Source organism: Mesorhizobium loti, assembly GCF_013170705.1.
Taxonomy (GTDB): domain Bacteria; phylum Pseudomonadota; class Alphaproteobacteria; order Rhizobiales; family Rhizobiaceae; genus Mesorhizobium; species Mesorhizobium loti_D.
On record NZ_CP033334.1, the window covers coordinates 3210059 to 3222594 of the forward strand.

Annotated in this window: 14 protein-coding genes; 3 read left to right on the forward strand and 11 right to left on the reverse strand. The window is 67.3% G+C overall.

The genetic code is table 11. The features are described 5' to 3' along the window. Positions 1 to 11: 11 nt before the first annotated feature. Positions 12 to 1235 carry an MFS transporter gene (locus tag EB815_RS15495; RefSeq protein WP_065005255.1) on the reverse strand — a complete coding sequence of 408 codons (1224 nt, stop codon included), beginning with the start codon at positions 1233 to 1235 and terminating at the stop codon, positions 12 to 14. Between the two features lie 98 nt (positions 1236 to 1333). Between EB815_RS15495 and EB815_RS15500 the strand changes: the two genes are divergently transcribed. Beyond that, positions 1334 to 2242, forward strand: a complete 909-nt coding sequence (locus EB815_RS15500; RefSeq protein WP_065005256.1) for a LysR family transcriptional regulator — start codon at positions 1334 to 1336, stop codon at positions 2240 to 2242. 83 nt (positions 2243 to 2325) lie between these two features. On the opposite strand, the gene EB815_RS15505 is transcribed toward EB815_RS15500, so the two are convergent. The 6 genes from EB815_RS15505 to EB815_RS15530 all read right to left on the reverse strand — a co-directional run bounded on the left by EB815_RS15505 (position 2326) and on the right by EB815_RS15530 (position 7222). After that, positions 2326 to 3270, reverse strand: coding sequence for a threonine ammonia-lyase (locus EB815_RS15505; RefSeq protein WP_065005257.1), 945 nt, complete (start codon positions 3268 to 3270; stop codon positions 2326 to 2328). Continuing rightward, the gene (locus EB815_RS15510; protein WP_065005258.1) at positions 3267 to 4283 is read right to left on the reverse strand and encodes a succinylglutamate desuccinylase/aspartoacylase family protein; all 1017 of its coding nucleotides are present in this window, start codon (positions 4281 to 4283) and stop codon (positions 3267 to 3269) included. The genes EB815_RS15505 and EB815_RS15510 overlap by 4 nt, the downstream gene beginning before the upstream one ends. Positions 4284 to 4361: 78 nt before the next feature. Further along, positions 4362 to 5150 (reverse strand): transporter substrate-binding domain-containing protein, encoded by a 789-nt coding sequence (locus EB815_RS15515; RefSeq protein WP_065005259.1) that lies wholly within the window; start codon positions 5148 to 5150, stop codon positions 4362 to 4364. Between the two features lie 35 nt (positions 5151 to 5185). Further along, positions 5186 to 5917, reverse strand: coding sequence for an amino acid ABC transporter ATP-binding protein (locus EB815_RS15520; protein ID WP_065005260.1), 732 nt, complete (start codon positions 5915 to 5917; stop codon positions 5186 to 5188). Next, positions 5904 to 6554 (reverse strand): amino acid ABC transporter permease, encoded by a 651-nt coding sequence (locus tag EB815_RS15525; RefSeq protein WP_065005261.1) that lies wholly within the window; start codon positions 6552 to 6554, stop codon positions 5904 to 5906. The genes EB815_RS15520 and EB815_RS15525 overlap by 14 nt, the downstream gene beginning before the upstream one ends. Then, the gene (locus tag EB815_RS15530) at positions 6551 to 7222 is read right to left on the reverse strand and encodes an amino acid ABC transporter permease (protein ID WP_056570901.1); all 672 of its coding nucleotides are present in this window, start codon (positions 7220 to 7222) and stop codon (positions 6551 to 6553) included. Before EB815_RS15530 ends, EB815_RS15525 begins: the two co-directional genes overlap by 4 nt. Positions 7223 to 7343: 121 nt before the next feature. Here EB815_RS15530 and EB815_RS15535 point away from each other — a divergent pair, with 121 nt between their 5' ends. Continuing rightward, on the forward strand, positions 7344 to 8105 hold the full coding sequence (locus EB815_RS15535) for an IclR family transcriptional regulator (RefSeq protein WP_065005262.1): 762 nt from the start codon (positions 7344 to 7346) through the stop codon (positions 8103 to 8105). A gap of 5 nt (positions 8106 to 8110) precedes the next feature. On the opposite strand, the gene EB815_RS15540 is transcribed toward EB815_RS15535, so the two are convergent. Then, positions 8111 to 9268 carry a M24 family metallopeptidase gene (locus tag EB815_RS15540; protein ID WP_065005263.1) on the reverse strand — a complete coding sequence of 386 codons (1158 nt, stop codon included), beginning with the start codon at positions 9266 to 9268 and terminating at the stop codon, positions 8111 to 8113. Next, complete coding sequence (locus EB815_RS15545; protein WP_065005264.1) at positions 9268 to 10467, reverse strand: RidA family protein; 1200 nt, start codon at positions 10465 to 10467, stop codon at positions 9268 to 9270. The genes EB815_RS15540 and EB815_RS15545 overlap by 1 nt, the downstream gene beginning before the upstream one ends. Before the next feature lie 124 nt (positions 10468 to 10591). Between EB815_RS15545 and EB815_RS15550 the strand changes: the two genes are divergently transcribed. Beyond that, positions 10592 to 11194: a TetR/AcrR family transcriptional regulator gene (locus tag EB815_RS15550; protein WP_171883294.1), complete on the forward strand. Its 603-nt coding sequence runs from the start codon at positions 10592 to 10594 to the stop codon at positions 11192 to 11194. A 36-nt stretch (positions 11195 to 11230) separates the two neighbouring features. On the opposite strand, the gene EB815_RS15555 is transcribed toward EB815_RS15550, so the two are convergent. Together EB815_RS15555 and rbsD are read right to left on the reverse strand one after the other, a co-directional pair. Further along, positions 11231 to 12064 (reverse strand): 3-methyl-2-oxobutanoate hydroxymethyltransferase, encoded by an 834-nt coding sequence (locus EB815_RS15555; protein ID WP_065005266.1) that lies wholly within the window; start codon positions 12062 to 12064, stop codon positions 11231 to 11233. 1 nt (position 12065) lies between these two features. Next, entirely contained in the window at positions 12066 to 12527 is a 462-nt protein-coding gene (gene rbsD / locus EB815_RS15560) for a D-ribose pyranase (RefSeq protein WP_065005267.1), read from the reverse strand. Positions 12528 to 12536 lie beyond the last annotated feature (9 nt).

Here is a 12536-nt window from a genome sequence, read left to right on the forward strand (position 1 = left end):
CCGGCTGGCCGTCACCGCGGCCCGCCGATCCAGTCGACCAGCAGGGCGGCAAGGCCGAAGGTCGCGCCGATGGCACAGACACAGGGCCATCCGCCCCAGCTCCAGGCCATGCCGGCCAGCAAGGAGCCGACGGCGCCGCCAAGGAAGAAGATGCCGACGAACAGGCCGTTCAGGCGCCCGCGCGCCCTGGGCTGCAACAGGTTGATGGCGCGGCGGCCGAGCGTCTGGTCGCCGGTGACGCCGATGTCGAGCAGCACGGCGCTGGTGCCCATCAGCATAAGCGGTTGCCAAGACGCTCCGGACTGGGAGGAGCCGGCCCAGGCGGCGAGCGCCATCGCGCCGATCAGCACGAGATGGCAGAAAATGGTTGCGGATCGCGTCCAGCCTTGGTCGCCGGCGCGGCCGAACAGCGGCGTGACCACGGCACCGCCGGCGCCCACCAATGCGAACAGCGCGATGCCGCGCTGGCCAAGGGCGAAGGGCGGCTCCGCGAGGCGCAAGGCCACCGCGGTCCAGAACAGGCTGAACGCCGCCATCACCAGGGCCGCCGTCAGTGCGCGGCGCCGCAGCATCGGCTCGTCGCGCAGCAGGTCGAACAGTGAGGCGATCAGCGCGCCGTAGGAGGACTTCGCCTCCGGGCGCCGGCGCGGCAAGGTGAAGGCGAGCACGCAGGCGAGCAGGACGAGTGCCGCGGCGCTGAGGCCGTAGAAGGCTCGCCAGCCCCAGGCGCCGGCGACAAGGCTGGCCAGCGGCCGCGCGAGCAGGATGCCTATCATCAACCCGCTCATCACATCGCCGATGACGCGGCCTGCCGCGCCGGGCGGCGCCATCGAGGCGGCGATGGGCACCAGGATCTGGATCGCCGAACAGGCGGCGCCGAGGACGAACAGGACGATCAGCAGCGAGGCGATCGTGGGCGCGAAGGCGGCGATGCCGGCCGCAAGGGCGGCCGCCAGGAGCATGCGCAGGATCAAGGCGCGGTTCTCGGCGAGATCGGCCAGCGGCACCAGGAAGAACAGGCCGGCGGCATAGCCGAGCAGCGTGGCCATGGCGACGAGACCGACGCTCGCGGCACTGGCGCCGAGCGACGGGCCGATCAGCCCGACCAGCGTCTGCGGCGCGAACAGGTTGGTGACGATGATGCCGGTCGAGGCGGCAAAAAGCAGCGTCTGCGGACCGGTGATGGTGCCGGCGGGCAGCCGCTCGCACAATTGGCCGTCATTGGTGTCGAGCATAAGGTCCTCAATGAAGTTGCATATTGAGCGAGGACTTTATGCCGAAGGATTATCATGCTACAATTCAATCAATTCGATAATGATTATGCGAGATACGCATGAATATCCATGATCTCGAAGCCTTTATCGCGGTGGTTGAGACCGGCTCGATCGTCGGCGCCTCGGCAAGGCTCAACCTCACCCAGCCGGGCGTCACGCGCCGCATCCAGAACCTCGAGGACGGGCTGGCGACGGCACTGCTCGACCGCCAGTCGAAGCCGCTGAAGCCGACCGCCTCGGGGCGCCAGGCCTATGAGCATGGAAGGCGCGTGCTGCGTTCGCTGGAGGATCTGAAGGCCGGCGTGTCGCCGCAAGGCGAATTGAACGGCGAGTTCCGGCTGGGGATCATGCCCTACCTGTCGGATGCGGCCCTCGCGCTGCCGCTCGACCGGCTGCGCGCGGCGTTTCCGGACCTCACCTTGCGCATCACGTCCGGCTGGTCGCCACGCCTGGTGGAGCAGGCGGTGCGCAGCGAACTCGACGCGGTCGCGGTCTGTCTTCCCGACGGCGTCAAGCCGCCGGACGAACTGGTCTGCGACGATCTCGGCCTGCAGTCGGTGCTGCTGGTCGCCGCACCTGGTCTCGGCGTGCCGAAGCCCGTTGATCTCGCCATGCTTTCGCGCTTTCCCTGGGTGATGAACGAGAATGGCTGCGGCTTCCGCGCCTTCATCCGCCACACGCTGGAGGCGGCGCGGCTGCCTTTCCAGGTCGGGGTCGAGGCGATGAGCGCGGACCTGCGCATGTCACTGGTGGCGCGCGGCCATGGCATCGGCCTCGTCACCCCGGCCGCTTTCGCCGACAGCCCGTGGCGCGACAAGGTCGAGATCATCGACTGCACCGATTTCAGGCCGCGGGTGCGTGCCTGGATGCTGCATCGCCCACCCGCCGGACGGCTGAGCCGGCCGATCACGCTGTTTCGCGACGCGTTGCTGGAGGGGCTGGAGGCGCCGGTGCCGGTGCTGTCGTAGTTTTGGCCGATCAACTGGCAGTCGGCAGGACAGAGCGGGCGCGAAGGACTGAAGCGTGTCCATTCTCGCATCGCCACTCGCCATCATCCCAGAATAGCATCCGGGCCGGCGCCGCAGACGATGGCGCAGACGCGCTCGCCTTGCTTTATCCGCACGCGGTCCTCGGCAAGCGCCGCGATGGCGGCGGCGCCGCTGAGGTCGGCGGCGAGGCCCATCTCGAACCACAGGCTTCTGGCGGCGCGCAGCATCTCGTCGTCGTCGACCAGCACGATCTCGTCGACCTTGTCGCGGACGATGTCGAAGATGCGGTCGTCGGTTTTGGCGCAGGCCATGGTCGCCACCGAGGTCGTCACTCTGTCCAGCGCGACATTGCTTCCGGCCTCGAGCGCGCGCAGCAGCACCGGCGAGCCCGTCGCCTCGATGCCGACGACGCGCACATGCGGCGCCAGCGCCTTGATCGCTGTCGCCACGCCGCTGACCAGACCGCCGCCGCCCATGGCGACAAGCACCGTGGTGACATCCGGCATCTGGTCGAGGATTTCGAGGCCGACCGTGCCTTGCCCGGCGACCACCGCCGGGTCGGCGAAGGGATGGAAATAGACGGCGCCGGTTTCGCGGACGAAGGCTTGCGCGGCCTCGTTGGACTCGTGCCAGGCCGAGCCGACGATGCGGGTGGCCGCGCCCCAGGCGCGCAGCTTCTCGATCTTGGCCGGCGAGGCGTTGGTCGGCAGGAAGATGGTTGCCGGCACACCGGCCATGAAGCCCGCGCGGGCGGTGGCTATGCCATGGTTGCCACCCGACGCGGTGACGATGCCATGCGCAAGCGCGGCGGGGTCGAGCGAGAGCAGCCTGTTGGTGGCGCCGCGCGCCTTGAACGATCCGGTGACCTGCAGCAGTTCGAGCTTCAGCGTCAGGTCGACGCCGCCGGCCAGCGGCGTCTTGAGGTTGCCGGCGGCGATCATCGGCGTGCGCCTGACATTGCCTTCGATGCGCGCGGCGGCAGTGCGGATGTCTTCCAGCGCGATCACGCCAGCTCTCCTTCATAGCGCGTGGCGACGGTGACGCAGCAATTGCCGACAACGACACGGCCGGGCTGGCGGCGGCCATAGACGATGCCGTCCGACAGGTAGCGCACGGTCTCGGGCGCGCGGCCGGGGTCGGCCAGATTGTGGATGCGGCCGGCGTCCTCGCCGGCATGCACCTCGGCGCCCAGCGCGTGGAACGGTTCGAACACGCCATTGGTGGTGGCCAGCACATAGCCGTCATGGCCGGGAATGCGCAGGATGTTTTCGGGCCTCGCGGCAGGCGGCCCACCTGTCGGCGGCAGCACGCCGAGGTGGCTCAGCACATTGCGCACGCCCTTGCGGCAGATGCCGAGCGCGTCGAGCGAGACCGTGCCGGCGCCGGCCATCTCGGTGCCGACCGTGGTCAGCCCGGCCCGCACCGATGTGGCCGTGGAGGTGCGCGGCTCGCCGAGATTGTCGATGACGACGGTGAGCGGAGCGTCGAAGGCGAGCACCGCTTCCATGTTGCGCTTGCGGTGGGCGGCGTCGGGCGCCGGCTCGATGATGGCGCTGGGCAGAATGTTGAGCGAGGAACCGCCGGAGTGAAGATCCACATAGGCATGTCCAAGCGGCATGACGACGTCGCTGACATAGGCCGAGATCTGCTGGGTGATGGTGCCGGTCGGATCGCCCGGGAACGTGCGGTTGAGGTTCAGCCCGTCGACGGGCGAGGTACGGCGGCCGGCCAGCACGGCCGGCAGGTTGATCGCCGGCAGGAAGATGATGCGGCCACTGACCATGCCAGGGTCGAGATCGCGGATGAGTTCGCCGAGCGTGATCGGCCCCTCATACTCGTCGCCATGGTTGCCGGCCTGCAGGATGACGGTCGGCCCGTTGCCGTTCCGGATCACCGCGAGCGGAATGCGGGTCGCGCCCCAGGCATCGTCATGCGGCGAATGCGGAATGTCGACGAAGCCGATCTGCTTGCCGGAACGGTCGAAATCGATGGTGGTGCGGGCGGTGGACATGCGGGCCATGTTTCTCTTTGAAACTCTAGGGATGGAGGTGGCGAGGGAGAGGCGGCGAGGGCGGGAAGGCCCCCGCCGCCGAAGACGTCAGATCGGCGGCAGGGTCGGCAGCGTGGTGCCGATCCACTTCTGCGACAGCGCCGAAAGCGAGCCGTCGAGCATGCCGAGATGGATGTAGGTGTCGAGCCAGCGCAGCAGCTCCGGGCTGCCATGCTGGATGCCGATGTAGCAGGGCGAGAATTGCAGGATGAATTTGGGCTTCAGCTGCACCTTGGCGTCCTTGTCCATCAAATCCTTGGCCACGACATCGGCGGTGGCCAGCAGTTGCGCCTGACCGGAGGTGAAAGCGGCCGCGGCGGTGGCGTCGTCGTCGAAGCGCACGATCTTGGCGTTGGGCGCGGCCTTGGTCAGTTCGAGATCCTGCGTCGTGCCGCGCGCCACCGCGATGGTCTCGTCCTTGAGTTCGGCCGGGCTCTTCACCGTGATGCTGTCGGGGCCGAAGACGCCGATCGAGAGCGCCGCATAGGGCGAGGTGAAGGCGATCTGCAGCGCGCGTTCCGGCGTCGCGCCCATGGCGGCGATGACGATGTCGAGGCGGTCGGTGACCAGGTAGGGCACGCGGTTGGCGCCGGTGATCTGCTGCAGCTCGAGCCTGACGCCCAGCGCCTCGGCGATCTTCCTGGCCATGTCGACATCGAGGCCGACCGGCTCGTTCTTGGCGTCGACCGAGCCGAAGGGCGGCACGTCGATCGGCACGCCGATGCGCACCGTGCCGGCGGACAGGATTTTCTGCAGGTCGGCCGCTCGCGCCGGCATCGCCGAGACGGCGCCGGCCAGGAGCACGGCTGTGACGATCCTGGTGAGATGCTTGAACATGGAACTTCCCCTTTTTCTGGTTGGACTTTCTTTTCTTAGTGAAGGACGGCGCTCAGGAAGCTCCTGAGTTCGGCCGTACGAGGCTCGAGCAAGGTCTCACGCGCTGGCCCATCCTCGTGGATGCGGCCCTCGTGCATGAAGATCACGCGATCGGCGACGTTCTTGGCAAAGTTCATCTCATGGGTGACGAGCATCATGGTCATGCCTTCGCTGGCGACGCTTTCGAGCACGCGCAGCACTTCGCTGACCAGTTCGGGGTCGAGCGCGGAGGTGATCTCGTCGAACAGCATCAGGGTCGGCTGCATGGCCAGCGAGCGCGCGATGGCGACGCGTTGCTGCTGGCCGCCGGACAATTCGTCGGGATAGGCAAGCAGCTTGTCGGCGAGGCCGACCTTGGCGACCACGGCGCGGGCGACTTCGCGGGCGGCCGGCGTGTCGAGCTTGCGCACCAGCTTCAGCGCCAGCGTGACATTGCGCTCGACATTGAGGTGCGGGAACAGATTGTAGCTCTGGAACACCATGCCGGCGCGCTGGCGCAGCAGGTTGAGGTCGGCCCTGGGCGCGGTGACGTCGATGCCGTCGACGACGATGCGGCCGGCCTGCACCTTCTCCAGCCCGTTGATGCAGCGAAGCATGGTCGACTTGCCCGAGCCCGAGCGGCCGATGACGGCGACGATCTCGCCTTTCTCCACGTTGAGCGAGATGCCCTTCAGCACCTCGACGGCGCCGAAGCGCTTGCGGATGTCGGCGATCTCAACGAGCGACATGAAGTCTCCTTTCCAGCATGCGGGCGAGCTGGGAGAGGGAAAAGCAGATGACGAAATAGATGGCGGCGGCGGTGAGGTAGACCGGCAGCGGGGCGAACGTCGCGCCGCTGATGATCTGGCTGGCGCGGGTCAGTTCGACGAAGCCGATCAGCGCGGTGAGCGAGGTGTTCTTCACCAGCTGGACGAGGAAGCCGACGGTCGGCGCGACCGAGATGCGGATCGCCTGCGGCAGCACGACATGGCCGAGGCGCTGCGCGTAGGTGAGGCCGAGCGCGGCGCCCGCCTCCCATTGCCGCTGCGACACCGATTGCAGGCTGCCGCGCCAGATCTCGCCGAAGAAGGCCGAAGCGTAGATCGACAGGGAAAGTGCCGCCGCCGTCCAGGCGTCGACCGAGAGGCCGACCAGCGGCAGGCCGAAGAAGAAGACGAAGAGCTGGCCGAGCAGCGGCGTGCCCTGGATCAGGTTGATCCAGGCGATCGCCAGCCAGTTGAGCGGCTTGAACGGGATGACGCGCAGGACGGCGACGACGATGCCAAGCAGCCCGCCGCCCACGGTGGCGGTGAGCGCCAGTAGCAGCGTCCAGCGCGCGGCCTCGATCAGGTAGACGATATCGGTGCCGCCAAATTCGCGGATCATCGGCGCGGCCTCCTGACGAAGACCATCCAGTAGACGCCGGCGAAGAAGGCCCGGAAGCCCAGCGTCAGCACGAGATAGGAAACGGTGATCAGCGTGTAGGTCTCGAAGGAGCGGTAGGTGCGCGAGTCGATGAAGGCGGCCTGGTGGAACAGCTCAGTGGCGCCGATGGAGGAGACGACGCTGGTGGTCAGCATGATCAGCACGAACTGGCTGGCCAGCGCCGGATAGATGGTCTTGATCGCCTGGAACAGCACGACATGGCGGAAGGTCTGGCCGGCGGTGAGGCCGAGCGAGCGGCCGGCCTCGACCTGGCTCTGGCGCACCGATTGGAAACCGGCGCGCAGGATTTCCGCGCCATAGGCGCCCATGTTGATCGACAGCGCGATCAGCGCGGCGGTGTTGGCGCCAAGCTTGATGCCGATCGAAGGCAGGCCGAAGAAGACGATGAACAGCTGCACCAGCAGCGGCGTGTTGCGCAGCGCCTCGACATAAACGCGGGCGCAGGCGCGCAGCGGCATCAGCGGGCTGATCGAGGCCATGGCGACGATCAAGCCGATGGCAAGGCCGCAGAGCATGGTGACGACCGAGAACTGCAAGGTCAGCAGCACGCCTTGCACGATCTCGGGGATATAGCGCAGCAGGACATCAAATTTGAAATTATAGCTCATGGATGCAGAGCGTCCCCTATGCAACTCCAGGCAGATCGCTATTTTCCGCTCGGATTTGCTGGACACCACGCTATCGTCGCTTCATATGTGACGTCAAGCGTCATCTATGAAGCGGATACAAATGACGGACGACAAGCTCAATTACAGCGCGCCGGCCCTTGAAAAGGGGCTGGATATCCTCGAATTGCTGGCCAATGCCGGCCAGCCCATGGGCACGCGCCAGATCGCGGAGGAACTGGGGCGATCGAAGAACGAGATCTTCCGCATGGTCCATGTGCTGCTTGCGCGCGGCTACCTCCAGCGCGATGAGGGCGGCGAGGGGCTGATGCTGTCGAACAAGCTGTTCGGGCTCGGCATGCAGACGGCGCGCGCCCGCGACCTGGTCAGCACGGCGGCCCCCATCGTCGAGCGTTTCGCCGAGGAGGTGCACCAGGCGGCGCACCTGGTCGTCGCGCATCGCGGTGAAACCGTCATCATCGCGGCGGCATCGGGCGGGGCGGACATGAACTTCTCGCTCAAGCTCGGCTATCGCCGACCGCTGGCGGATGCCCATTCCGGCCTGGTGCTGATGGCGTTCCAGCCCAAGCCCGTGCGTGACCGGATGATCGCCGAATGCCTGATGCTGATGCGCGAGCCGCCGGATCCGACGACGCTCGCCGCCGAACTCGACGCGGTGCGCGAGCGCGGTGCCATCATCCATGAGAGCCGCGACATCATCGGCGTGACCGACGTCGTCTGCCCGATCATCGCCGGCGACGGGCGCGCCGTGGCCTGCGTGACGGTGGCGGCGGTCAGCCGGCGCAGCGCCGCGCCCAATTTCGAGGCCATGCTGGCGCGGCTGAAGCTCGCTTGCGCCGAGATCGCGCATGAGCTTGGAGGGTAGGGGGCTCAGCCCGCGACGATGATGTCGCGCGGCGTGCGCGACAGCACCTGCGCACCGGTCGCGGTGACAAGCACATTGTCGATGATGCGGGCGCCAAGGCCCTCGGCGCCGATATAGACCGGCGGCTCGATGGTGACCACCATGCCGGCCTTCAGAATATGCGGGCTGTCGCCGATCATGTGCAGCGGCTCGGCCCAGCTCGGCGGAAAGCCCGGCCCCAGCGCATAGCCGGACGTGTGGACGCGGCAGGCTTCGAGCCCGGCCTCGCCGATGACGGCGCGAGCCGCCTGGTGCGGCACGGTTGCCGGCACGCCGTCGCGAATGGCCGCGATCATGGCGTCGCCGGCGCGCAGCACGATGTCGTGCAGTTCGGCCATGCGCGGCGTCGGCTTGCCCAGCGCGAAATTGCGGCCGATGGTGGCTGTGTAGCGGTTGAAGGTGGCGCCGAATTCGATGTTGCCGAAATCGCCATGTTCAAGCCGGCGCGCGGTCGGCGCGCCGTGGCTGTAGGCGGAGCGCGGGCCGGAGACGAGGTTGATCGGGCTGGCGGCGATGCCGCTGCCATTGCGCAGCAAGGTCTCGTGGATGCCGCCGGCCAGCGCCAGTTCCGACAGGCCCGCCGCGAGCTCGCCGGCAAAACGCTCCATGCCAAGGTCGGCAAGGGCCGCCGCGCGCCTGATATAGTCGATCTCGGCCGGCGACTTCACCAGCTTCAGGCCGGCGATCAGCTCGGTCGCCTCGGTGAGCAGTGCATCGCCGATGACGGCGCGAAGGCCGAGATAGTGATGCGGGTGGAGGTAGTAGGCCGGCACTTCGAGGCCGACGCGCCTGCCGAGCACGCCGTGGCGCCGCGCCATGCAGGCGAAGGCCGCGACCGGATCCTCGTTCTCGCCGCCGCCATAGCCTTGTACCTCGCCGGCAAGGGCGTCCGTCTCGAATTCATGCACCTCGCCCTGGCGTGTCAGCACGACGAGCGGCTCGTCACGCGCGCCGACCAGCAGGCATTGGAATTCCTGGTAGCTCTTGGCGTCGCTGCCGGTCAGCCAATGGATGGAGGCGGGGTGGACGGCAACCAGCCAGTCGAGGTCGCGTGCGGCCATGGCGGCGCGCACGCGCGCCAGCCGATCGGCGAATTCGGCGGCGGTGAAATCGTGTTTCGACATCAGTCTCGCGTCACCGCCATCGCCTCGATCTCGATCAGCAGGTTCTCGAAGGCAAAGCCGGCGACGCGGATCGCGGTCACCGCCGGACCAGGCTCGGGGTAGAATTCGCGCTGCACGCTGGCAATCACCGCGCGCGTCGCCTCGATCCCGGCCCAGCTGCCTTCGGCATGATAGTAGATATAGAGCTTGGCGACGTCGCTTTCGTCGAGCCCGCCTTCGGCCAGCGTGCGGCGGATGAACTCGAAGACGTTGCGGGTCTGCGTTTCCATGTCGTCGCCGACGGCCTGCGCCTTGTTGTCGGCCGAGATCTGGCCGCCGATGAAGGCGAGCCCACCGATCTTCCAACCTTGCGTGAACTGGGTGTTGGGAATGCTCCAGTCCCAATGGTTGGCCGGCTGCAGGCGCTGCTTGTCGTCGCCGAGCATGCCGATGCCCTCGACCTGGATCAGTTCGTCGGCATTGCCCATGCCCTGGATGCGCAGTCCGGCACCGGCCGCCGAAGGCACCGACATGTAGCGGCGGCGCACATTGGTCATCTTCTCCCAGTAGTCGGTGACCTCGCGGCCCTCGCCGAAAAAGCGGAAATAGGTGTTCTGGCGCATCAGGCTGTGGCGGTCGCCGCCACCCGACCGCAGCATGGTGTCGAGATTGCGGAAGGCCTCGTCGGTCTGCACCTCGATATCGCCGAGCCCAAGCACATTGCCTTCGGCATCGAGCGAGCGCTGGCCGCCGACAAACAGCATGTCGCCGACCTTCCAGCCATGGACGAAGGGCAACTGCCTGCGCCAGCGCCAGTGACCCGGCGGGTCGAGCTGTTCGCGCTTGCCGCCGACCACCACCCAGGCGTCGACCATCAGCAGCGCGCCCTCGCGGTCGAGGCCGCAGCGGATTTCCGTGGTGGTCGGGCCGGGGGCGGCGAAACAGCCGGCGCGCACGGCATCGAGTTCGTCGAGGAAGGCGCCGACGGCATCGGCCTCGCAACTGAAATAGATGTTGTGCTTGACCACATCGGCCATGCCGGCGCCGGCCTGGGCGAGAAGGGCCGCCAGCCGGTCGAAAATAACGCGCGCCTGACCCGTTATGCCGGTTGCAACGATATTGCCGCTGGCGTCCGTCGCCATCAGCCCGCCGATGAAGACCAGATCACCGGCGCGGACGGCCTGCGGCGCCGATCCCTCGATATCGCTGAATGTCTGCATCCGCACCACGTATCCTCCCGCCGATTTTCTACTTACTTACCTGCAAGTCAGTGTTCCGTCAAATGCTGGGGATGCCGCAAAGCTTCGGCGTCCAAGGCCAACGCATTTGGCTATGATGGAAGGCATGGACGAGACCGACACCAGACAGGCGATCAAGGATACGGCGCTGGAGCTTCTGGTGCGCCATGGCTATCGCGGAACCAGCTTCGGGGATATTTCGGCGGCGCTCGGCACGACGCGCGCCAACATCCACTATCATTTCGGCAATAAGCAGACGCTGGTCGACGAGGTGCTTGGCGACTACATGCAGGAGACGCTGAGCGGCTTGCGCGCGGTCTGGTCGGCGCAAGGATCCAGCCTCTCGGATCAGGTCGAGGCGATGATCGCCTACAGCCGCGCGCGTTTCAGCCATTTCAATCCGACCGGCACCGAAGGGCGCGGCTGGAGCCTGATCTCGCGGCTGCGCCAGGATGCAGATCTGCTGGGCGACCGCGGCCGGCAGATGCTCGGCCATTTCGGCGTCGAGCTCTCGGCGCTCTTCGCGGAGGCGCTGTCGGCGGCGGATCGGCGCGGCGAGCTTGCGCCCAATGTGGTGCCGGCCGATGCCGCGCTGCTGTTCGCGGTGATAGCCGACAATGCCGCGCCGATCACGCTTGCCGAGGGCGGTTTCGAGCGGCTGGAGCGGACCTATCGCAGCTTGCGGCAGATGATCGAGAACCGGCCCTGAACGATTCAAGGTACGGCTCTATCCGCTTGTTTATCCCTAGCTAATCTCGCCCGACTCGAGACGGGTGCGAAATTCCTCCAGCTCGGCATCGGCAATGCCGGCGATCTCGGCCTCGGCCGGGTAGCTGCCGGCGGCGACCTCCTTGCGAAAGCCTGACAGCGCCGCGACGCGGGCTTCGCGGACGGCCTTGTGGAGGGCGGCCAGATTGCCCCAGGCGCGGGCGTGGCGGGGCAGGCGGGCGCTTTCGCCTGATATGTCCGAGGTGAACAGGAACACCACATCGGCTGATGGACCGGACCCTAGCGAGACCGTGACCAGCCCGGTGCGGCGGTTGATCTCGGCCATGACCTCGGCTGGAATGATCTCGCATTCGACGGCGAAGGCGCCGGCATCTTCCAGCCGGCGGAAGCGGTCCCACAATTCGAGCGCCTCGGTGGCGGTCTTGCCGACGGCGCGGATGCCGCCGACCCAGGTCGATTTGCGCGGCACGAAGCCGAGATGGCCCATCACCGGGATCTGCTCGTTGGCGAGCATGCGCACGGTCTCATGGCCGCGTCCGGTGATGACGGCGTCGGCGCCGGTCGTGATCGCGCTGAAAGCGGTGCGCAGGATCTCGTCCGATGTCACCGCGTCGGCGAAGCCGAGGGCGGCGGTGACGAAGACACGGCGCGAGCCTTCACGCACGCGCGCCACATTGGCGGCACGGCAGACGACCATCTCGATGCCGGCGGCCTCCGCCGCCGCGGCCTCGTCCGCCGTCTCGGCCGTCACCTGCGCGACGTGCCGGCCGCTGCCCTTCAGCGCCCGCAGGCTGGCGACGGTTGCGGAGCGCTCGACCTCGCGGCCGCCGAAGTCGAAGATGCGGGGCATGTCAGCCTTTCAGCTTCTTCGCGTAGTAGTCGGGCGCGACAACGCCGGGCTTGGAGAACCAGGCCGGCACGTCGACGCCGGAATAGATGAGGATGTTGCCCCAGGGGTCGAAGGCGCCGGTGCGCACGATGACCTTGGCCTTTCTGGCCATCTCGCCGAGGATGGTCTCGTGCGTGGTCGTCTCGAAATCGGCGTCGGGAAACAGGCGCTTGAGCTTCGCCAGCAGCGGCGCGTTGTGCACCGGCAGCGTGTCGGCATAGCCGACGCGCTCGGCAATCAGGTTCGCCGCGATCGGGCCGAGCACCGTTTCCAGGTCCGGCACGTCGGGCGAGATGGCGAGGTCGATGCGCCAGGCGCTCGACGGGATCGGAAAGCCCGCGTCGCAGACGATCATCAGATCGCCGTGGCCCATCGAGGCGATGGCATGCGACAGTTCGGCGTTGAGCAGGCGGTTCCGGTTCATCTCTTTTCC